A 21,051-nucleotide genomic window follows, 5' to 3' on the forward strand; every position below is an offset into this window, starting at 1 on the left:
CCGGCGACGGTACGGAGTCCGCGTCCGACCGCAGCGTGCTCAGATCCACCGCGCCTCGCGTATCCATCGAGACAACAGTAGGGAGGATCAGCAAGCCGAAACCGATCGGTCATCTGCCCCAGCGAGGTGGCCGTGGCCAACCGTCGGGTCTCCGGTCAGGCTCGCGTCCGGAACGGGGCAAGGGTGGCGCGGACCTGGTCGCCCGCGCCCCAGTCGTCGTCGAACTGGGCCAGCACGGCGAGGTGTTGTCGCAGCTGGACAATCGGCATGCGGGCCCGCCAGCCGCCATCGAGGGAGGTCAGTTCCGCATAGACCTCGAAGAACCGTTGCGCCTCGGGCGGGGGCGCGGTGGACCACACGTGGGCGAGGTCGACCTCCGCCCACAGGTAGGACACGGCCGGGTCGATCAGCGCGGGCTGCCCGTCCGGGGTGGCCAGGACGTTCTGTGCCCACAGGTCGCCGTGCGTCAGGCAGGCCGGCCGGTCCGGCAGCAGGTCGGGCAGCCGGTGACACAGCCGCTCCAGCGCCGCCCGGTCTCCGGCGTCGAGTGCCGCCTCGACCCGAGGCTGCCCGAGCCACCGAAGCAGCCGGTGCTGCGCGAAGAATGCAAAGCCGTCGTCAGTCCAGGTGTTGATCTGCCGGCGGCGGCCCAGCCAGTTGTCGCGGTGCCATCCGAAACGAGGATGGGTCGTGCTCATGTGGAGGCCGGCGAGCGCGTGCGCGAACTGCTCCCAGAAGGTCTCGCTGCGCGGCCTCGGCCGCAGCATCGACAACACGAGCAGATCCCGGTCCGCCAGGATCACCTCGGGTGTCGCCACGCCGCCGAGCTCGCGCAGGACGGCCAGCCCTTCGGCCTCCGCGACGAAGACGTCGTCGGCCGGCGTGTCGGCGAAGGCCTTGACGAACACCGACGGCGCGTTCCGGCGGGTGGCTATGCCCGCGAGCGCGGCGAGCCCACCCGTCGCCGGCTCCACCGTGACGACGTCACGCATCCCGGACCGGAGCAGGCATTCCAGCAGAAACTCCGTCGAGCGTACGATGACCGGCTCCTCCCTGTCCGGGGTGCTGGTTCGCCAGATCCTAGGTGAACAACGGTTGCCCGCCTCCGGAGGACCGACCTGCGTGGTCGAGGTCCGACGACCCGGCATACCGCCGTCCGGGCGTTCAGTGGGGAAACGCGCGGGGGATGCGCGCGCTGAGGAGTTCGTCGCGGAACGCTTGGATGCGCGTGATGACCTGTCGCCTGCCGACAGTGTTCTCGATGCGGTCGAGGTAAAGGCATCGGGCGGCGAGTTTGTCGAGGTCGACGGTGAAGTAGATCGCCATCAGCGGGTTGACGAACAGGTCGCCTCCGTCGGTGCGCCGGGTAAAGCGTACGTCTCCGAACGCGCCGCTGGTGGCGGCGGCGATCTGCCCTTGGACGATGCTCGGCCGGTCCGGGGTGGCGGCCTGGGCGTCGGCGACAGCATCGCGGTACAGCGCCGCCTCCCAGCTGGAACCGGGGATGGACAGGGCACCGAGGTAACCCCCGTCGCGGTCGAGTGCGGCGAGGTTCTCCAGCACCTGGACGTGGTTGACGCCGTCGTAGGCGTCGATCCCGAAACCGAGACTGGACACCAGCTTGACCGGCCCGTCCAGCGCGGCCACGGCGGCCAGGCTGGTGATGTCCTCCACGGGGGTGCCGAGGTCGCTTTCGTCACCACGCAGCAGGACATCGGTGCCGCCGTCGACCAGCACCACCGCGTCGATGTCGAGTTGTTCGATCAGGTACCGGTATGCCGCCCGTAACGGCTGGACGCCGAGCGGCGGAAAGGCGTACACGGTCGACGGCATCTCGTGAGCCGCCAGCCACCGGGCGAGCGTCCGTTCGGGGAAGTACCAGTCCGGGCTGGTCGTGTCCGGCCGCACCGCCACGACGTGCTCCGCCACCCACGCGTCCCGGTCGATCAACTCGAGCTGGGAGAAGGACAGGCTGGCCAGGTGCACCTGCGCGCCGCCGCGCCACAGGGAGAACGCCAACGGCAGGCCGGCGTACACGTCGAACCCCCCGCCCGCGCCGGCGATGAGGATGCTCCGCGCCGGAGCCAGCGCGGCGAACAGCGGCGGAACGGCCAACGAGAACGCACCGGGTTCGGCGGGCAGCGCGACAGGATTGGGCACCGCCCAATGATCAACCACGCGTCCAGGCCCTCGTGGCCCCCTGCGACCGGCAACAGCGATCGGGCGCCAGGGCGGTCACGTCGTCGTGACCGCCCTCGGGCCGGTTTTAGTAGCGCCAATCGGTTTGTTGTGCAAACCTATTGGCATGACCACTGATTCGGTACCCGCCGGCGGTGACCCCCGCCGGCTACTGGCTGACGCGCGCGACCTCGCGCGCCGGGTCCGTCTTGACCAGCGGGTGACATGGCTGCCGCTGCTGGTGCTGGCCCTGGTGATCTTCGGAGCGATCCCGGCGTACCGGTACGGCCATGTCGTCAGCGACTGCCAGACGGTGAACGACGGCGAGGTGTGCAACGTCTGGCTCCAGACCGTGACGTTCTACTGGTTGGCGGCGCTGGCTCTGGCGTATCTGGTGATCGCCGGCGGGTACCTGCGGGTGGCCCGGGCCCGGGGCGTGGACGCCCGGGTGCTGCCCTACGCCGTCATCGGCATCGCGCTCGTCGGGCTGGGCTTCGCCTTCGCGGCGGTGTGGGTCCGCCTCAACCCGCTGACCTTCCCGGAGGAGCCGTCCGCCCTCGCCCAGTCCCTGTTCCGGCTGCTCGACCCGCCGGGCGCGATCGGGTTGGCCCTGCTGGTGCTGGCCTGGCTGGAGCGGCACGTCGCGCTGCTGCTGTTCGCCATCGGGTACCTGACGGTGGTGCTGGTGCCGATCAACTTCGGCTGGGGCACGCACTGGGGCCCACACACCTGGTTCATACCCCAGCTGGTCATCAACGGCGGCACACTGCTGCTGGGCAGCGCCGGCTTCGCACTGGCGCAACGGCTGCGGCGGCCCCGATGACCGACCCCGCCAACACCCCCGATCCGGACGAGACTGAATCCCCGCACCCGGTCACCGGCCTGGACGACGTGGTGCACCAACGGGTCCGGCTCGGCATCCTCACCATCGCGCACGAGGCCCGCCGAGTCGAGTTCGGCTACCTACGCACCCAGCTGGAACTGACCGCCGGAAACCTCTCCCAGCACCTGACCGTGCTGGAGAACGCCGGCCTGGTCCAGGTCGAGAAGGGCTACGCCGGACGGCGTGGCCGGACCTGGATCACTCTCACCGCCGCCGGCAACACCGCCCTCGCCGAAGAGATCGAGCGCCTGAAGCTGCTCATCGCGCGGGTCCAGACCACCGACACCCCGCGGGACCGATGACCATCGCACCGACCCGCCGACACCCGCTCGCAACCGGAGCCGCCGTGCCGCTCGGCGGCGCCGGCCGCGAGATCCGACCAGCGGGGCGCGAGCCAGGCGCCGCCCGGGGGTAGGTGGGGGCACTATCGTTCTGGCGTGCACATCCGTTTTGACGTCCCAGCCGATCCCGCCTACCCAGGACGCGTGGCCGCTGCGCTCAGCAGTGTTCGACTACGCAAGTACGGTTATATCGGCGCGGTGCTGGCGGCGGTCGGGGCGATCGGTTTCGCTGTCTCGCTGGGGTTCGGGTGGGGCGACAAGGTCTCACCGCTGTTCATGGCGATGGTCGTGGGTGGCCTGCTGTCGATGCTGTACTCGCCGTGGGTGCGGTTGCGCGCCCGCCGCCGTTCCAGTCAGTACGCGGTCGAGGGCGCCTACGACATCACCGACGACAACATCATGATGCGCAGCGGCTCGGAGTCCGGCGGCATCGCCTGGGACGGGGTCGCCCGGGTAAGGGACACCCCTGAGTTCTGGATCGTGTACGTCGGCCGGATGCCCGCGACCGTGATCCCTCGCCGTTTGATGTCCGCCGAGGACGCCGAGACGTTGCGGGCCCATATGACCAAACGCGGGCTGCTCCAGCCTCGGTGAACTCAGGACCGGCACAAGCTACAGCCCGTTCCAGCTGGAGGAACGGGCCGTAGCCGTGCTCAAGGGGCGGCGGGGAGCCGACGATCAGATGGTGAAGCCGCCGTCGACGTTGACCGTCGCCCCGGTGATGTAGCGCCCGTCCGAGCCGGCGAGGAACGCCACCGCGGCGGCCACGTCGGCTGGTTCGGCGTAGTGCCCCAGGGCGGTGAACCCGTTGATCGCGTCGGCGTTGGGGCCGTCGGCCGGGTTCAGTTCGGTGTCCGTTGCTCCTGGATTTACCAGATTCACCGTGATGGCCCTGCCGCCGAGCTCGCGCCCGAGCGCTTTGGTCAGGCCGATCAGGGCGGTCTTGCTCATCGCGTACAGCGAGAAGCCCGGGAAGACTGCCCGTTCGGCCATGTTGCTGCCGATGTTGATGATCCGCCCACCGGCCGCCATGTGGCGTACCGCGGCCTGCGAAGCGACGAACGGTGCCCGGATGTTGACCGCGACAGTCTGTTCGAACTCTTCCAGGCTCAATTGCTCCACCGGTCCGAGCAGGAACGCGCCGGCATTGTTGACCAGGACGTCCAATCGACCAAACTCCCCGGCGACCCGGTCCACGGCCGCGACCACCGCCGCCGGGTCGGAACTGTCCGCCTGCACGGCGACCGCCCGCCGTCCCGCGGCCTTGATCTGGTCCACCACGTCGTCGGCGCGCTGCTGATTCTGCTGGAAGGTCAGCGCCACATCGGCGCCCTCCTCGGCCAAGCGCAACGCCACGGCGGCACCGATGCCACGACCCCCACCGGTGACCAGAGCTACCTTGCCGTCAAGTGTCTTGTGCATGCCGGAAAGCCTGGTCGACAAGGGGCCAGCCGTCTGGCGGCGGTCGGACGCTGCGTTCGGCTGCGCCACCGCCGGCGTGCATTGCCAGCGGCAGAAGAGCGTCATCGCCGGCCGCGACGGCAGGGCTGCCGATCGAGCCCCGCGGCAGTAGAGTGCCCGCCGTGAAGACATTGATCGGCCGTCTCGTCCTGCCCGGGATCTGCGTGCTGCTCGGCTGGGGCGTCTACGCGTTCGGCGGGATCGGAGAGGGCGACGAGCTGCGCTGCGGCGACCGCGTCATGAGGACCACTGACACGTGCGAGCACGTCACCAACGGCGCGACGCGCACCAACGACTACGACCAGGAGAAGGCCGAAAGCGAGCGCCTGTCCAACCTGGTGAAGAACGCTGGCCTCGGCATCATGGGGCTGGCCGGGCTGTCAATGCTGTACGTGCTGGTCAGCAGCGGCGTGCAGGCGGCTCGGAAGAAGACACCCGCACAGCTGCAGTAGCGCGAACGGTGGCCCTCTCCAAGTGCTGTGCGAGTCCGACAAGCGGCCGTGGCGCCGAGAGGCGGGCAGCTACGCCTGGTACGCCGACACGCCGAGCAGCTGGTCCACCGTCACGAACCGGTAGCCTCGGGCCAGCAGCCCGTCGATCGTCTCCCGCACCGCTACGACCGTTTCGGCGCGGTTGCCGCCCCGGCTGTCGAACCCGTCGTGGAAGATGAGAATCGAGCCGGGGCGCGTCTTGGCGACGGCGCGGCGGGCCATCCGCACGCCGGACGGCTGGAACACCTCCAGCGCATGGCCGAATTCACCGGCGACCGGATGCAGGCCACCTCGGCGCAACATCCGCAGCAGGCCCGGCTGGCGCCACAGCCAGGGTGTGCGGGCCAGCGCCGGGGTTCGGCCGGTGACTCGCGCCAGGATGCGTTGGGTCCGCTCGACCTCGCGCTCGTACGCTCTCGGCCGCAGGTACGTGCCGAACCGGTGGCTCAGCGAATGGTTGCCCAGGACGTGGCCGGCGTCGATCGCGCGTAGGGCGACCTCGGGGTGGCGCTCGACGCACCGTCCGACGTGGAAGAAGGTCGCCCGGATGCCGCGTGCCGCCAGGATGTCGAGGATCTGGGAGGTGTACGGCTCGTTCGGGCCGTCGTCGAACGTCAACGCCACCACTCGTTCGGCGGCCGGGCCACGGTAGGGGTAATCGCGCGAAGACGGGGCGAACGGCGACATCAGCAGCCAGTACGCCGCGCCGATGGCCAGCAGCAACAGCCCGATCAGGACGATCATCGGGCCTCCTCGCGGCCGGCCGCCAGGGCTACCTCGAACGACCCCGCGTGGTCGCGGAACGCCGGCGCCGATCCGAGCACGCGCCGCCCCGCGATCCGGTTCACGGCGTAGGTCAGCAGGTAGTGCACCGGCAGGGTCACGAACAGGTTGTACGCGAGCCCGCGGGTGAGCCTCCGACCCGATGTACTGGTCGGGTTGTCATGGTCGTAGACGACCCGCCCCTTCTTCCGTAGCCGACGTAGCTGGTCGAGCTCGTCGCCGCCCTGCGTCAGGCTGGTGTCATAACCCGTCCAGGCCTCGCGGCGGAAAGCGATGTTCGTCGCGCTCGCGTAAACGGCGCGGCCGGTCAGTCGGTAGACGCCGTTGACCGCTCCGAACAGCATCCGGCCGTAGAGCCGGCCCCACCGAGGACCGTCTTCGTACTGGCAAGGGCCGACGACCGCGACGATGCGGCCATCGCTGCGAAACCCGGCGTCGATACGGCTGAGCCAATCGCGGCTGTGGACCGTATCGGCGTCGGTGGAGACGATGATCTCACCACGCGCCGCCTCCGTGCCGCGCTGGCGGGCGTTGCACACCCCGGGCACCGGCTCGACCACCACTCGCGCGCCGAGGTCGCGGGCGATGTCCGCGGTCTCGTCCGTGCAGTTGTTGTCAACCACGATGACCTCGCACACTCCGTCGAAGTCCTGCTTCTGCAGGGACAGGAGTGCGTCAGTGAGATAACCGGCCTCGTTGAAGCACGGGATGACGACGGTGAACCTGGGCCTCTCTGGCATGCGAATCAGTATTGGGCGGCGGATCCGCCGAAACGATCCGGAACTCCCCCGACTTCAGCCGGGGGCTGTCCCCCCTAGGCGCATCGGGCTTCCCCCTAGGAGGCAGGCGACAGCCAGGTGTGGACGGCGATCGAGGTGGTATTCGGATGTCTCTGGCGAGGAACGGAGGCCCGTGTGGCTGTCAAGACCGAAGAGCGGGTGGGTATCGCAGGTGTCCGACCGTTCACGATTGAGGTCCCCGAGGCGGAACTCGAGGCGCTACGGACGCGCATCAGGGCCACGCGCTGGCCCGAGAGGCAGACCGTCGATGATCAGTCGCAGGGCGTACCGCTCGAAACAAGCCAGGCGCTCGCGCGCTATTGGGAGAAGGAGTACGACTGGCGCAAGGTCGAGGCGAGGCTGAATGCATTACCGAACTTCATCACCGAGATCGACGGGCTCGACATCCACTTCATCCACGTCCGATCGAAACACGAGGGCGCCCTGCCACTCATCGTCACACACGGCTGGCCCGGCTCGATCATCGAGCAGCTGAAGATCATCGGCCCGCTCACCGATCCCACGGCCCACGGCGCGAGCGCGTCGGACGCCTTCCATCTGGTGATCCCGTCCCTGCCGGGCTATGGATTCTCCGGCAAGCCGACCACGCCAGGCTGGGGCCCGGAGCACATCGCACGTGCCTGGATCGAACTGATGAAGCGCCTCGGCTACACCCGATTCGTCGCCCAAGGCGGCGACTGGGGCGCGCTCATCACCGACCTCATCGGTCTGCAGGCACCTCCGGAACTGCTCGGCATTCACACCAACATGCCCGGTACGGTTCCGCCCGACATCGATGCACTGATCCAGTCCGACATCACCGGGATCAACAAGGCGCCCAGCAAGCTGCCCGCCAACCTCTCGGAGGAGGAAAAGCGCGCCTGCGGGCAACTCGACTTCTTCTGGAAGCACGGAGCGTACGCTCTCGTGATGGGGACGCGACCCGAGACGTTGACTGGCCTCGCGGACTCACCCATCGCTCTGGCGAGCTTCATGCTGGACCACGACGCGGCCAGCCTGGAGCTGATCTGCCGGGCCTTCGCCGACCAGCCCGGCGGCCTCACGCGAGACGACATCCTCGACAACATCACGCTCTACTGGCTGACGAACACGGGGATTTCTGCGGCTCGTCTCTACGCGGAGAACAAGTTGTCCTTCTTGTCCGCGAAGGGCGTTTCCGTGCCAACCGCCGTGAGCGTCTTCCCGGATGAGCTCTACCAGGCGCCGCGGAGCTGGGCGGAGCGGGCGTACCCCCGTCTCATCCACTACAACCGGCTCGACCGGGGCGGGCACTTCGCGGCCTGGGAACAACCGCAGCTCCTCTCCGAAGAGCTTCGTGCGGGTTTCCGGTCGCTCCGCTAGTCGAGGCCATCAACTGTCGGGGGTTGATTGGCGGAGCGAGGCCCGTGCGGGAGACCGGGTCCACTCCATAAAGCAACCTGCGGAGGGCAGCGTGTTTCCACGCGCCGCTTCGGCCGGGTGCCGCCGGGCTCGGACGCGCGGTGACACGCGGTCCCAGCCCGGCGGCATGCAACCCCCTGAGTGTCGGTTTACGGCCGACGATCGAGGCGGCGGTGGCCGGCTGTCCCTACTGCAGCCGCACCGTCACCGTGTGCACCGCCCCATCGCCCAGGTCGATCCGGACCCGGTAGTCGCCCGCGGCAAGCCCCTTCGTGCTCCAGTTGTACGCGTACAGGCCACTGGTCTCGGCCAGACGCATGAGGTTGGCATCCTTGCCGGACGCCGAGGTCGCCGGCGTCTCGGTGCCCACCTGCCCATCGGTGACCGATGCGACGAAGACGCGTGGGGCGGCATCCAACACGGGCTTGCCGGCGGCATCGGTCAGGACGAACTTCACCGGGATGACCCGGCCGGCCTTGAACGGTGCGGTCGTGTCGCTCAGTGGATCCTCGAGTTCGCCGAACACGTACTCGACCCGATAGGTGATCGCCACTGTTGCCGTGTTGCCGGCGCGGTCGGTGGCGGTGAAGCGAACGGTGTGCGGTCCCGGCGTCCTGGTGTCGAGCTGCTCGTCACTGGCCACGTCCCCTCGGGACTCGGCGACCCCGGAGGTCGCGTCACTGGCGCTCCACGTCACCGGCACGGCCTGGTTCAGCCTCACCACCTGACCGTCGGTGACGCCGTTCACCGTGATGACCGGCGCCGTCCGATCCACGACGAACGCCACCGACGACTCCGTTCGGTTCCCCGCCTTGTCAACCGCGACGACCTTGAACTCGTAGTTCCCGTCCGCCTCGATCGGGCGACCGTCGTAGGGGCGACCGTTCAGCGTCACCGTGGTGGTGCCGGCGTGGGCGTCGGTCACCTTCACCACCGGGGTCACCGCGTGGTTGTAGACCCCGTGGTCAGCGACACCGGACACGGTGACCACGGGCGAGTCGACGTCCTTGACGAGGCTGTACTCCTCGATGATCGACTCATCGGCCCGCTTCGCGATCAGCGACAGCTTGCCTCCGGCGACCTCGACGGTGACGTACATGGCGAACTGGCCGTCGTCCATCACCGCGAAGCTGCCGTCGTTCACGGCCGAGTAGTGCTTGGGCCCGGTCGTCCCGGTCACCACGTACACGGTGCCCCCGTCGGTCTTCACGCCCGCCTTCAGCGGGTCGGTCCGGCCGTAGGAGTGGTCGTGCCCGGAGAAGACCAGGTCGATGCCCAGCTCGTCGGCCACCGGCGCCAGGGCCCTGAACAGGTCGGAGTCCTCCGGGTTGGTCGCGTACGGCGGCTGGTGGGTGACCACGACCTTCCACAGCTTGTCGGAGGCGGTCATGTCCTGCTTCAGCCAGTCCAGCTCGGCCTTCAGCGTGGCCGCGTCGTCGGTCCATCCGATCACCGCGACGTGCATGTTCTGGTAGTCCATGGAGTAGGTGCCGTCCGGGTTCGCCTTCGACCCGTTGTTGGGCTGCCCGAAGATGCGTACGGCCTTGGACCCGTCGTCGCCCATGTACTCGTGGTTGCCGAGCACCCGGACCATGTCGGCGGACCCGATCTTCTCGTGGTCGCTGAGCAGGCCCGCGATGGCATCCATCTGGGCGAACTTGCCGGCGTCATCGGTGAAGTCGCCCACGTGCATCGTGAAGTCCGGCAGCTTCGCCTGGCCCTCGATCGAGGTCAGGATCTTGTCGAACTGGGCCAGGCCGGCGCGGTCCGGCGACTGGGTGTCGCCGAACACGCTGAAGGTGAAGTCGGTCGCGTCGCTGGTAGTGGTGAACTCGCGCACGCCCGACCAGCTGACACCGTCGCCGACCCGGTACACATAGTCGGTCCCGGCGGCCAGCTTCGTGGCCGTGGCCGAGTGGGAGCGCACGACGCCGTTCTGCGCGATGTCCTCGTAGCCGGCGTAGGTCAGCTCCTTGGCGGTGCCGTCGAAGCTGGTGAACGCGGCCTCGCCGCCGGCCCGGTAGGCGGCCTTCGTGGCGACCTGCAGCACCGCGGCGTCCCGGGAGGTCAGCGGGTTCGACATCCAGGTGATGGTCTTGGTGGTCGCCGGGTCGGCACTCGCACCGGCCATGATGTTGCTCGGTGCCTGCTGCTTCAGGGGCGGGAACGACTGCGTGGTGATCGCAAACGACCTGCCCTGTTCGGTCTGGGCGAACAGGTCGTACTTCTTCACCGTGTCGGTCAGCTGCGCCGAGGTCAGAGCGCCGTCAGCACCCGTGGTGCCCAGCTTGGTCGGCTTGCCGGCCAACAGCATCGTCACCGTGGCACCGGCGACCGGCTTGCCGGCCGCATCGGTCACGGTCACCGCCCCCGGCCGTCCGACCACGGTGCTGTTGACGGCCAGCTTCAGCGCGGCGACGACATCGACCGACGCCGGCCGCGCCGAGAAGGTGGGGGCGAACTTCGACGGCCGGTCGCTGGCATAGCCGATTGTCGAGCCGGTGACCTCCCAGCTCAGCTTGGTCCCGGGTGCCACGTCGCCGGTCACCGACACCTTGACGGCCGCCAGCGTCGCGGGCCCGGCCGCGGCATTCGAGTTCACCACGTGCAGGGTGAGGACGCCGGTGGCAGCGTCATAGCCCCACGTGCTGCCCGACGCCGACGCGGCGAAGTCGACCCCCGTCACCGGGAAGTCCTTGCCGATCCGGATCTTCGTGTCGACGCGGGTGACATCGGCAGCGTCGGTGGTGGTGAGGTTCAGCCGGTAGGTCCCGCCGAGGCTGGCTACGGCGTCCGGGGAGGACAGCCCGACCGAGGTGCCCGAGCCCGTCTTCACCGTGAAGTAGCCGGTCTTGACGGTCTCGTTCCCGAAGTTGTCCTGGACGTTGACGTCGACCCGGTGGATACCGTCGGCGAAGCTCAGGTGCGACAAGCCGACCGTGTTCAGGCCCTTGTTGAGCGCGTAGACGCCCTCGGCGTTGGTGTACTCGGTGCCGTCAACCCACATCCGCACCCGGTCGTAGTTGATCCCGGTGGCGTGCTTGTCGGTGGTGTCCTCGTCGAAGGACGTCGAGATCTCCACCTGCGAGCTCGTGAAGGTCCCGCCGTCGACGTTGATGCCGTGCACGATCGGCGGGAACATGTCGTCAACGGACGCGCCGTAGGTGACCCGCACGTTGTCGATCGCCATGGACCCCTTGCGTAGCGGGTTCCCGTCCGGCATCCCCGACTTCAGCGCCATGATGCGGAACATCTGGTTGGGGAAGGTGGTGAACGGGCCGACCATGTCGTCGGGGATTTCCGCCTCGACGTACTTCCAGCCCAGCCAGTCGATGCCCTCGGTCTGCGTGGTGAAGTTGATCGGCTGGAACTGGCCCTTGGCGTCATAGATGTAGCAGCGCAGCCAGTAACCCTGGGCCTCGGGCGTCCCGTGCACCCAGGCCCCGATCGCCTTCGGGCGGCCCGGGATGGGCTTGCTGGTCGCGGGCCCGGCGTAGGCGCCGAGGGTGGCATTCAGCTGGCCCTTGGTGAAGTCGAAGTTCACCTGGAGCGCATGCTCGCCGAACCGGGTCAGGGCATCCGGGTAGGTGTTCCACTGCAGCTGGCTGACCTCACCGCGGCCTGCCGTGCTGGCCTTCCAGTCGCCGATGCCGTCCTCGAAGTCGTACAGCACGACGGGTAGCTGGCCCAGCAGCACGTGGACCGACGCCTGCAAGCCGCCCCCGGTGAGGGTCGCGGTGACCTGGGTGTCGAAGCTGCCCGACGACGCGGCGTGGAAGACATTCGCGTCATCCATCGTGCCCATCCCGACAGGGATACCGCCCCAGGCGATGTCGCCGTGCTTGAGCCGCACGTCACGGCCCTGGTAACGAGCGGTCAGCCCGAGCGGCTTCACCGCCCCATAGTCGAGGCTGATCTCTGCCTGCCCGAAGGCGAGCGTGTCCGGCAGCGCCACCTCGACCCAGGCCGAGCCGACCTGCTTCCCGTTGTGGGACAGGATCGCCTGCGTCTGGCCCTGCCTGCCGGTCGAGGTGAACAGCCCGTTCGCGTCGATTGTGCCGAACGCGGGATCCGCCAGGCTCCAGCTCAGCCCGGATGTCGGCATGGGCGCCGACGCGCCGGTGGCGTCCTGTCCCTTGGCCGAGAACTGCACGGTCGAGTTCGGCGTGACGGTCATCCCGTTCGGGGCGACAGCGGCAGACGCGAACTCGTGGGCCATCGGCGCGGAGGAGACCAGCAGGAACCCGTTGGCGACCGGACGCTCCTCGCCGTCAGAGGGGCGGTTGACGACCTGAACGGTGTCGGTGCCCGGCGTCCTGGTGGCGAAGGTCGCGCTGCCGCCACTGTCGAGGTGGATCGCGTTGTAGGCACCCAGGGACAGCATGTAGTCGGCGAAGTCCGACATGGTCAGGCCGCGGCTGAAACCGGTCTGCCGACCGTCGATCTCGGCGAAGAACATGGTGCCGTCGCGCCTGACGCCGATGCCGATGCGCGGGTCGAGGTTGTTGGGGGCGCCCTTGGTGGCGATCTGGTTCTCGTCGCGGGCACCGTTCTTGATGACCTGCGCGTCACCGGACAGTGCCTGTTGCAGGTCGTTCTTGACCTGGTTGAACAGGGTGCGGTCACCCATCAGGTAGCTGCCGTCCTTCTTCATCCCGAAGAAGAACCAGTTGGCGGCCATGTCGGCCTTGAGGACGGTGCCGTCCTTCACGACCACACCCAGTGGGTAGCCGTCAGACATGTTGTAGTAGTCGGCGTTGATAGCGGCGATGACCTGGTGGCCGGGACGCGTGGCCGCTGCGGCCTGCTTGCTCATCGGCTGCATGCCGTACCAGGGGCTGCCCTTCCCGTCGTTGGGCAGGCCCGCCTCGATGGTCAGCTCGGGGCGTTTCGGCATGTCGATGTCCAGGACGTGGGACTCCATCCGCTGGCCGTCCCGGTCGTTGAAGATGTAGTCGCTCTGAACCACGCCTGGCGCGATCTGCTGGGTGTTCTGGTTGATCGGGGTCGCAGTGATCGGCGAGGTGGGGCTGAAACCTCCCATTGCGGACGCCGACTGCGCATTGCCCACCACCAGGGCGGACGCCGCCGCAACCACCAGGATCGCCTGACTTCTCTTCCGCAAGAGTTTCATTGCCCTCTTTCACCCTTCGCCCGGTACCTGCACGAGATGCCACGCCGGGAATGCGAGCATCCGGTGAACGATCCCGGAGATCGAGTTCAACCCTGCGCGAAATAGGACGGTCGACGACTGGTGATGTCGACGCGACGGGCACTGCACGCGCTATCGGTAGCCTCGCTTGAGCAGGTACTTGGCTCCTGCCTCGAAGCCCTCGGGGCTCAGCACCTCGAAGTCGAAGGCGTCGCCGAGCCGAGCGGTCGTGTTGAACGCGACGCAGACCGCCAGCGCGTCCTCAACCTGCTCGCGTGAGACGCCGGCCGACAGCACTTCCCGCATCTCCTCGGCGCTGAGTTTTCCTTCGACGGTGAGCTTGCCGAGCATCCGCAGCGTCGCCCGCAGCGGCTCTTCCACCGGGGCCGATTCCAGGTCGGCCAGCACCGCCGCGACCATCGGCCCGTCCTGGTATGCCCGCTGAGCGGTCGCGGTGTGCGCGGCTACGCAGAACGCCGACCCGTTCACCTTGGACACGTAGGCCGCCATCAACTCCCGGTCGCCCACCGACCAGGCGGACGGCCCGCGCATCGTCTCGTGGGTGAACTCCTTCGCCCGGGCACCGTAGAAGTCGGGCCGGTAGAAGACCAACCTGGCCGCGTCTGGCACCGGGTGCCCGGAGACCAGCCGGATGAGCGCGAACAACAGCTTGGTTGCGGGGCTGTAGCCATGGTTGAGGATGTCAAGGCGCATTATCCGGCCTCTCCGTTGGCGGTTGCTTCGGCCAAGGCCGCCAGTCCCGCCTCGTACAGCCGGGCGGACTGGCCGACCGCAGCGCATATCACCAGCTCGAACAGCTGATCCTCGCTGAAGCCCGACGCCTTCGCCGCGGCGAAGTCGGCCTCGGTGACCTGCGTCGGCCTCGTGGCGACCTTGCCGACCAGCGTGTCCACCGGCGGGGACAGGCCGTCGTTACCGAAGGCACGGGCTCGCTGCTCCGTGGATGCCCTGCCCGCTCCGTTCAGGATGCGATCGACCAGCGCTCGGTGTGCTGCCCGCTTCTTGCCCTCGTCCGGCATGGCGTCCTCCGCCTCTCTGCAGCTCGGCTGTTTGCCCTCAGATATACGACGATCTGCGCGCCACCGAAACACGGCACGCGGCCAAGAAATGCCTGTCTGCCAGCCTGTCCGCCGTGGCCGCATACGGGTACACCGTGAAGGCGGCATCAGGGGGCGGCGACGTTACACCGGCCGGACCTGAACCAACCTGCCATCACCTCAGCTCTCACCTCACCCCACCGGCGAGCGGTCATGGTTCCTCCCCGCTCTGGCACTCGCGAGGAGGCCACCGCCGACCATGCGGAGAAGCCGGAATGGGCAGATGCCCGGGCGGCCACGGGACCTGGCCGCCCGGGCATCGCCGGGAGGGTGTGTTACTTGCCGCCGGACAGGGCAACCAGGGCGCTGGCGGTGCGGAAGTACGGGTTGCGGCCGAGGTCACCGATCGTGACGATGCCGAGCGCCTCCTTGAGCAGCTTGGCGCCACCGTCGCTGACCCCGGCGAGGGCGGACACCGGGGCGTCGACCAGCTCGGTGAGGTTCTTGTCCTGGAATGCCTTGTCGACCAGCTTGGTGAGGTCGGCGGTGACGGGCATGCACACTCCTTCTCCACGTAGCCTGGAATTCCCAGCTACATCGGGCGAACCGGGTTGAATTAGATCATCATCCGCGCAAAGAAGTCCACAAGGGAGCCCGGGGTCGGGGCCATCGCCAGGACGATTCCAAGCGTCGAGCCGGTCGGTACGGGTCAGGTGGCGCTCCCCGCTCGCACGCGACGATGTGCCTGGGCCCGGAAGTACGCATCCGCTGACGGCACGAACATCAACACACAGCCGGTGAGTACGGCGGCGACGTGAACAATTCGGCTCCCACCGAATACCAGGTCGATGATCCCAGCCTGCGCGATCAGGTGGGTGAGCGAATTGCCGTTCGCCAGCCACATGACCGGACCGACGGCCAGCGACAGGGTGCCGCCGATCCCCAGTGCCACGACAAGGGCCAACCGGGCCCACCCTCGGCCGGAGAACATTCGCAGCGCAACGACAGTGGCGGCGACGAAGACGGCGGTTCGGACCACCACACCGGCGGCCGCACCGTTGCCGGCTCGGCCGCTGAGCACCACGAGGATCGTTTCGAAGACGCCTGCGCCGATCGCGACCAGCCACATAGCGAGCGCTGCTCGTACGGCCGTCGGAGCCTTGTTGTCGCTTCGCATGCTGTCGATGCTGCCGAACCGGGCCGGATCCCCGCGATCCCGTTATCCGCCCAATCCATGGTGGGGTTGTCCCCCGCAGGTTGCGTACCGTCCACCACGGTAGCTGACCCGGAAGGCCGGACGACGTCGCCTCGCTCAGCCGGAAGACGGTTGGCGGCTGGCAGCACCGCTGTCCGACGGGGCCGGGTCTGGTGGTGTGCGCGGTGTGACGGGTGGATCGCCGAAGCTGGCCAGCAGCCGCTCGGCGGCGAGTGCCGGGGTGAGGGTGCCCGCGAGGACCTGCTGCTCCACGTCCGGGGCGAGCGCCCGCACCGCGGGATGGGTGCGGAGCCGGTCGAGCAGCTCATCCCGGACCATCGCCCACACCCAGCCGATCTGCTGCCGGCGGCGGCGTTCGGCGAGCTCGCCGGAAGCGGTCAGGGTGTCCTGGTGGTGGCGGATCTGCTGCCACACCTCGTCGAGGCCGGTCTGTTCCAGCGCGCTGCAGGTGACCACCGGGGGCTGCCATCCACCGTCGGCCGGGTGCAGCAGGCGCAGAGCGCCGGCGAGCTCGCGGGCGGCGCGGCGGGCGTCGGTCACGTGTGGGCCGTCGGCCTTGTTGACGGCGATGACGTCGGCGAGTTCCAGCACGCCCTTCTTGATGCCCTGGAGCTGGTCGCCGGTGCGGGCGAGGGTGAGCAGCAGGAACGTGTCGACCATTTCCGCCACGGCGGTCTCGGACTGGCCGACGCCGACGGTTTCGACCAGGACGACGTCGTAGCCGGCGGCCTCGACCACCACGATCGCCTCCCGGGTGGCCTTGGCGACGCCGCCGAGGGTGCCGGCGGTCGGCGACGGCCGGATGAAGGCGGCCGGATCGGTGGCGAGCCGGGCCATGCGGGTCTTGTCGCCCAGGATGCTGCCGCCGGTGCGGGTCGACGACGGGTCGACCGCGAGCACCGCCACCCGGTGCCCGTCGGCGGTGAGGCGGCTGCCGAGGGCGTCGATGAAGGTGGACTTGCCGACTCCGGGTACCCCGGTGATGCCGACCCGGCGGGTGCCTCCGGCGTACGGGGTGAGCGCGGCCAGCAGGCGCTGCGCCGCCGCCCGATGGTCGGGGCGGGTGGACTCGACCAGGGTGATGGCCCGAGCGATCCACGCCCGCGAGCCGGCCCGCACCCCCTCGGCGTACGCCTCGATGACCGGAGGGCGCACGGCGCCGCCGCTCATGCGTCCGGGTGACCGAGCCGTCGGGACAGCTCGGCGAGCAGGTCCAGCGCGGCCTCGGCGATGACGGTGCCGGGCGGGAAGATGGCCGCCGCGCCGGCCGCGCGCAGCGCGTCGAAGTCCTGTGGTGGGATCACGCCCCCGACGATGATCATGATGTCGTCGCGGTCCAGGGCGGCCAGTTCGTCGCGCAGGGCCGGCACCAGGGTGAGATGTCCGGCGGCCAGGCTGGAGACTCCGACGATGTGCACGTCGGCCTCGACAGCCTGCCGGGCCACCTCGGCGGGGGTCTGGAACAGCGGGCCCACGTCGACGTCGAAGCCGAGGTCGGCGAAGGCGGTGGCGATCACCTTCTGGCCGCGGTCGTGGCCGTCCTGGCCCATCTTGGCCACCAGGATGCGGGGCTGGCGCCCCTCGGCGGTGGCGAACGCCGCGGTGGCGGCGCGGACGCGCTCGATCGCGGAGACCGCGCCCGCCTCGTCCCGGTACACCCCGGAGATGGTACGGATCTGCGCGGCGTGCCGGCCGTACACCTTCTCCAGCGCCTCGGAGATCTCCCCGACGGTGGCCTTTGCCCGCGCGGCGTGGACCGCCAGGGCGAGCAGGTTTGCGTCGAGCCCTGGCCCGCGGGTGCCGTCGAGCGCGGCACCGGCCGCTCGGGTCAGCGCGTCCAGGGCCGCCGTGCAGGTCTCCTCGTCCCGTTCCGCGCGCAGTCGGCGCAGCTTCTCCACCTGCTGCGCGCGGACCGCCCGGTTGTCGACCTTGAGCACGTCGATCGGCTCATCAGCGTCGGGGCGGTACTTGTTGACTCCGATCACCGGCTGCCGGCCGGAGTCGATCCGCGCCTGGGTACGGGCGGCGGCCTCCTCGACCCGCAGCTTCGGGATGCCCTCGTCGATGGCGCGGGCCATCCCGCCGGCCTCCTCGACCTCGCGGATGTGCTGCCAGGCACGGGCGGCCAGGTCGTGGGTGAGGCGTTCCACGTACGCGCTGCCGCCCCAGGGGTCGATCACCCGGGTGGTGCCGGACTCCTGCTGGAGGACCAGTTGGGTGTTGCGGGCGATGCGGGCGGAGAAGTCGGTCGGCAGCGCCAGGGCTTCGTCGAGGGCGTTGGTGTGCAGCGACTGGGTGTGTCCCTGGGTGGCGGCCATCGCCTCGACACAAGTACGGACCACGTTGTTGAAGACGTCCTGCGCGGTCAGTGACCAGCCGGAGGTCTGGCAGTGTGCCCGCAGGCTGAGCGATTTCGGATTCTTCGGTCCGAAATCGCGGACCAGGCGGGCCCACAGCAGACGCGCGGCCCGCAGCTTCGCGACCTCCATGAAGAAATTCATCCCGATCGCCCAGAAGAACGACAGCCGGGGCGCGAACGCGTCGATGTCGAGCCCGGCGTCACGTCCCGCGCGCAGGTACTCGACCCCGTCGGCGAGGGTGTAGGCCAGTTCCAGGTCCGCGGTCGCGCCGGCCTCCTGGATGTGATAGCCCGAGATGGAGATGGAGTTGAACCGGGGCATCCGCGCCGAGGTGTAGGCGAAGATGTCGGAGATGATCCGCATCGACGGCTGCGGCGGGTAGATGTAGGTGTTGCGGACCATGAACTCCTTGAGGATGTCGTTCTGGATGGTGCCGGAGAGCTGTTCCGGTGCCACCCCCTGCTCCTCGGCCGCGACGATGTAGAGCGCCAGCACCGGCAGCACCGCACCGTTCATCGTCATCGACACGCTCATCCGGTCCAGTGGGATGCCGTCGAACAGTTGCCGCATGTCGTAGATGGAGTCGATCGCCACCCCGGCCATGCCCACGTCGCCGGCGACGCGGGGGTGGTCGGAGTCGTAGCCGCGGTGCGTCGGCAGGTCGAAGGCGACCGACAGTCCCTTCTGCCCGGCGGCCAGGTTACGCCGGTAGAAGGCATTCGACTCCTCGGCGGTGGAGAAACCCGCGTACTGGCGGACCGTCCACGGCTGAGTGGTGTACATGGTCGGATACGGGCCGCGCAGGTACGGGGCGATGCCCGGATAGGTGTCGAGGAAGTCCAGCCCGGCGAGGTCGGCGGCGGTGTACAGCGGGGCGACCGCGATACCTTCCGGGGTCTGCCAGTTCAGCGCGTCGGGCTCACCGCCGATCTCGGCACGCACCGCGTGCCGCCAGCGGCCAAGGTCGGCGTCGGCAACCGGGGCGCCGAGCTCGATGCCGGAGAAATCGGGAATCCGGCCGTCCATCACGCCACCCCCAGGTCAGACAGGGTCGTCTCCAGCACTGCCACCGCGTCGCAGCCCGCGTACAGGTAGTCGTCCACGCCGGGATGGCCGGCGGGCCGACCGGCCGCCCAAACCCGGATCGCGCCGGCGTCGGCCAAGGCCCGCGCCACCGGCTCCGCGGATTCGGCGTAACCACGGTCGGAGGAACACAGACAGGCGACGCGGGCTCCGCTGGCGGTGAACTCTGCGGCGAGCCGGGCTGGATCGTCGTCCCCGGCCGACGGCCGGGCGGCGGCGACCCCGCCCGCCGCGAAGAGGTTCGCGGCGAAGCCGGCCCGCGCGTTGTGCACCGCCGCCGGGCCCAAGGTGGCAAGGAAGACGGTGGGTCGGGCGCCGGTGGCCTCCGCGTGCGCGTCGGCCCGGTCCCGCAGCGCCTCGTACGCCTCCGCGTACCGGTGCCGGGGCAACCCGCCATCGGGCGGGCCCGGCGCGGGTGGACGGGCCGGCAGCCGCTCCTGCAGGTGCGGGAACTCGCTGACCCCGGTCAGCGGGTCCTTGCGGTGTGCCAGGTTGTCGGCCCGCCGCTGCCACGTCGCGGCGAGCCGGTCGGCGATCAGGCCGCTGTCCAGCGCCGCCGCCATCCCGCCGGCCCGCTCGATCTCGGTGAACCACGCCCAGGCCGCCTGGGCGAGTTCCTCGGTGTGCCGCTCGACGTACCACGAGCCACCCGCCGGGTCGATCACCCGGCCCACGTTCGCCTCCTCCAGCAGCAGCGACTGGGTGTTGCGGGCGATCCGCCGGGCGAAGCCGTCCGGCAGGCCCAGGCGGTGGTCGAATGGCTGCACCGTGACCGCATCCGCGCCGCCGACGCCGGCGGCGAAGCAGGCCAGCGTGGTGCGCAGCATGTTCACCCACGGGTCGCGGGCGGTCATCATCGCCGTGGACGTCACCGCGTGCTGCCGCTGCGCGCCCGCCTCGGGCGCGCCGCACACCTGCGCCACCCGCGCCCACAGCCGGCGAGCGGCGCGCAGCTTCGCGATGGTGGCGAACTGGTCGGCGGTGGCCGCGTACCGGAACTCCAGTTGCCCCAACGCTGCCGGCACGTCCATCCCGGCGTCGGTGAGTTCGCGCAGGTAGGCCACGCCGGTAGCCAGCGCGCAGCCGAGTTCCTGCGCGTCCGAGCCGCCGGCGTCGTGATAGCCGGTGGCATCGACCGTCATCGCCCGCAGGCCCGGGAAGCCGGCCGCGCACCGGCGGGCCCACTCGCCGGCTGGGCCGTCCCACCGCTGCCCGGTGCGCGCCCGCCAGCCGAGTGGGTCCACGCCGAGATTGCCCCGCACCTCGGCTGCTGGCCCACCCCGGTCCGCCAGCAGCGCGAACCACGCCGGCACCACCTCGACGGCGGAGGCTCCGGCGTCCAGCACCACCCCGGCCAGGTCCAGATAGACACCCTCCAGGGCCGCCGACAGGCCGGCCGGCGGCATCCCGCCCTCGCCGAGCACCAGCCACAGCGAAGTGGCCCCGTTCTCCAGGTCGGCGCGGACCGCCTCACCGGTGACCTTCGGGTCCGGGTCGGCGTGACGCTGCCGGATGTCCCAGCCCGCCACCACCGCGCCGGTCGCCCGCCCGCCCCGAGTGAACGGAAACAGCCCCGGCGGTCCCGGGACCGGTGTCGGGTCGCCGGCGGTGTACAGCGGTGCGAGCGTCACGTCGTCGTACCCGCGATGTGCCAGCAGTTCCTCGACCGCCTCGGTCGGGGTGTCCTCGCTGGCGAGGCCGGCCTTGCGCAGCACCCCGAGAGTCAACCGCCGCCACTGCTCATGCGTGGCGGCAGGAAAATCGGCGGCGAGCCGAAGCGTCTCCGACGGCACTGTCATGCCCGGATGGTAAGGGCGGCCGAACCCGCCCGGCGCCCGGATGTGAGAACACCAACTTCACCGGCG

At 69.5% G+C, this 21,051-nt stretch carries 18 protein-coding genes; 5 read left to right on the top strand and 13 right to left on the bottom strand.

The features are described from left to right. Positions 1–155: 155 nt before the first annotated feature. Both ACIRG9_RS07465 and ACIRG9_RS07470 read right to left on the bottom strand, forming a co-directional pair. On the bottom strand, positions 156–992 hold the full coding sequence (locus ACIRG9_RS07465; RefSeq protein ID WP_402851596.1) for a fructosamine kinase family protein: 837 nt from the start codon (positions 990–992) through the stop codon (positions 156–158). A gap of 172 nt (positions 993–1,164) precedes the next feature. Then, the gene (locus ACIRG9_RS07470) at positions 1,165–2,160 is read right to left on the bottom strand and encodes a DUF1152 domain-containing protein (RefSeq protein WP_402851598.1); all 996 of its coding nucleotides are present in this window, start codon (positions 2,158–2,160) and stop codon (positions 1,165–1,167) included. A 145-nt stretch (positions 2,161–2,305) separates the two neighbouring features. Here ACIRG9_RS07470 and ACIRG9_RS07475 point away from each other — a divergent pair, with 145 nt between their 5' ends. From ACIRG9_RS07475 to ACIRG9_RS07485, 3 genes are all read left to right on the top strand, one after another. Then, positions 2,306–3,001 carry a hypothetical protein gene (locus ACIRG9_RS07475; protein ID WP_402851601.1) on the top strand — a complete coding sequence of 232 codons (696 nt, stop codon included), beginning with the start codon at positions 2,306–2,308 and terminating at the stop codon, positions 2,999–3,001. Next, positions 2,998–3,363 carry a transcriptional regulator gene (locus ACIRG9_RS07480; protein ID WP_402851604.1) on the top strand — a complete coding sequence of 122 codons (366 nt, stop codon included), beginning with the start codon at positions 2,998–3,000 and terminating at the stop codon, positions 3,361–3,363. The genes ACIRG9_RS07475 and ACIRG9_RS07480 overlap by 4 nt, the downstream gene beginning before the upstream one ends. A gap of 135 nt (positions 3,364–3,498) precedes the next feature. Beyond that, complete coding sequence (locus tag ACIRG9_RS07485) at positions 3,499–3,996, top strand: YcxB family protein (protein WP_402851606.1); 498 nt, start codon at positions 3,499–3,501, stop codon at positions 3,994–3,996. Positions 3,997–4,080: 84 nt separating this feature from the next. On the opposite strand, the gene ACIRG9_RS07490 is transcribed toward ACIRG9_RS07485, so the two are convergent. Continuing rightward, on the bottom strand, positions 4,081–4,824 hold the full coding sequence (locus tag ACIRG9_RS07490; RefSeq protein WP_402851915.1) for an SDR family NAD(P)-dependent oxidoreductase: 744 nt from the start codon (positions 4,822–4,824) through the stop codon (positions 4,081–4,083). 161 nt (positions 4,825–4,985) lie between these two features. On the opposite strand from ACIRG9_RS07490, the gene ACIRG9_RS07495 reads away from it, so the two are divergent. Further along, entirely contained in the window at positions 4,986–5,315 is a 330-nt protein-coding gene (locus ACIRG9_RS07495; RefSeq protein ID WP_402851609.1) for a hypothetical protein, read from the top strand. Between the two features lie 69 nt (positions 5,316–5,384). On the opposite strand, the gene ACIRG9_RS07500 is transcribed toward ACIRG9_RS07495, so the two are convergent. Beyond that, a complete protein-coding gene (locus tag ACIRG9_RS07500; protein WP_402851612.1) occupies positions 5,385–6,098 on the bottom strand; it encodes a polysaccharide deacetylase family protein in 714 nt (237 codons plus the stop codon). Beyond that, positions 6,095–6,877, bottom strand: coding sequence for a glycosyltransferase (locus ACIRG9_RS07505; protein ID WP_402851615.1), 783 nt, complete (start codon positions 6,875–6,877; stop codon positions 6,095–6,097). The genes ACIRG9_RS07500 and ACIRG9_RS07505 overlap by 4 nt, the downstream gene beginning before the upstream one ends. A 174-nt stretch (positions 6,878–7,051) precedes the next feature. On the opposite strand from ACIRG9_RS07505, the gene ACIRG9_RS07510 reads away from it, so the two are divergent. Continuing rightward, positions 7,052–8,278: an epoxide hydrolase family protein gene (locus tag ACIRG9_RS07510; RefSeq protein ID WP_402851618.1), complete on the top strand. Its 1,227-nt coding sequence runs from the start codon at positions 7,052–7,054 to the stop codon at positions 8,276–8,278. 226 nt (positions 8,279–8,504) lie between these two features. Here the strand turns inward: ACIRG9_RS07510 and ACIRG9_RS07515 are convergent, their stop codons facing one another. From ACIRG9_RS07515 to ACIRG9_RS07550, 8 genes are all read right to left on the bottom strand, one after another. Then, entirely contained in the window at positions 8,505–13,451 is a 4,947-nt protein-coding gene (locus ACIRG9_RS07515; RefSeq protein WP_402851621.1) for a phosphodiester glycosidase family protein, read from the bottom strand. Positions 13,452–13,601: 150 nt separating this feature from the next. Then, positions 13,602–14,183: a carboxymuconolactone decarboxylase family protein gene (locus ACIRG9_RS07520; protein WP_402851624.1), complete on the bottom strand. Its 582-nt coding sequence runs from the start codon at positions 14,181–14,183 to the stop codon at positions 13,602–13,604. Next, entirely contained in the window at positions 14,183–14,509 is a 327-nt protein-coding gene (locus ACIRG9_RS07525) for a hypothetical protein (protein WP_402851626.1), read from the bottom strand. The genes ACIRG9_RS07520 and ACIRG9_RS07525 overlap by 1 nt, the downstream gene beginning before the upstream one ends. Before the next feature lie 353 nt (positions 14,510–14,862). Continuing rightward, complete coding sequence (locus ACIRG9_RS07530) at positions 14,863–15,084, bottom strand: hypothetical protein (RefSeq protein WP_402851629.1); 222 nt, start codon at positions 15,082–15,084, stop codon at positions 14,863–14,865. A 152-nt stretch (positions 15,085–15,236) separates the two neighbouring features. Then, positions 15,237–15,656 carry a hypothetical protein gene (locus ACIRG9_RS07535; protein WP_402851632.1) on the bottom strand — a complete coding sequence of 140 codons (420 nt, stop codon included), beginning with the start codon at positions 15,654–15,656 and terminating at the stop codon, positions 15,237–15,239. Between the two features lie 183 nt (positions 15,657–15,839). Further along, positions 15,840–16,898, bottom strand: coding sequence for a methylmalonyl Co-A mutase-associated GTPase MeaB (gene meaB, locus ACIRG9_RS07540; RefSeq protein WP_402851635.1), 1,059 nt, complete (start codon positions 16,896–16,898; stop codon positions 15,840–15,842). 11 nt (positions 16,899–16,909) lie between these two features. Continuing rightward, the gene (gene scpA / locus ACIRG9_RS07545) at positions 16,910–19,129 is read right to left on the bottom strand and encodes a methylmalonyl-CoA mutase (RefSeq protein ID WP_402851638.1); all 2,220 of its coding nucleotides are present in this window, start codon (positions 19,127–19,129) and stop codon (positions 16,910–16,912) included. Then, positions 19,129–20,985 (bottom strand): methylmalonyl-CoA mutase family protein, encoded by a 1,857-nt coding sequence (locus ACIRG9_RS07550; protein WP_402851641.1) that lies wholly within the window; start codon positions 20,983–20,985, stop codon positions 19,129–19,131. The genes scpA and ACIRG9_RS07550 overlap by 1 nt, the downstream gene beginning before the upstream one ends. Between the last annotated feature and the right edge of the window lie 66 nt (positions 20,986–21,051).

This window comes from Micromonospora sp. NPDC093277 (assembly GCF_044765245.1).
Lineage (GTDB): Bacteria > Actinomycetota > Actinomycetes > Mycobacteriales > Micromonosporaceae > Micromonospora.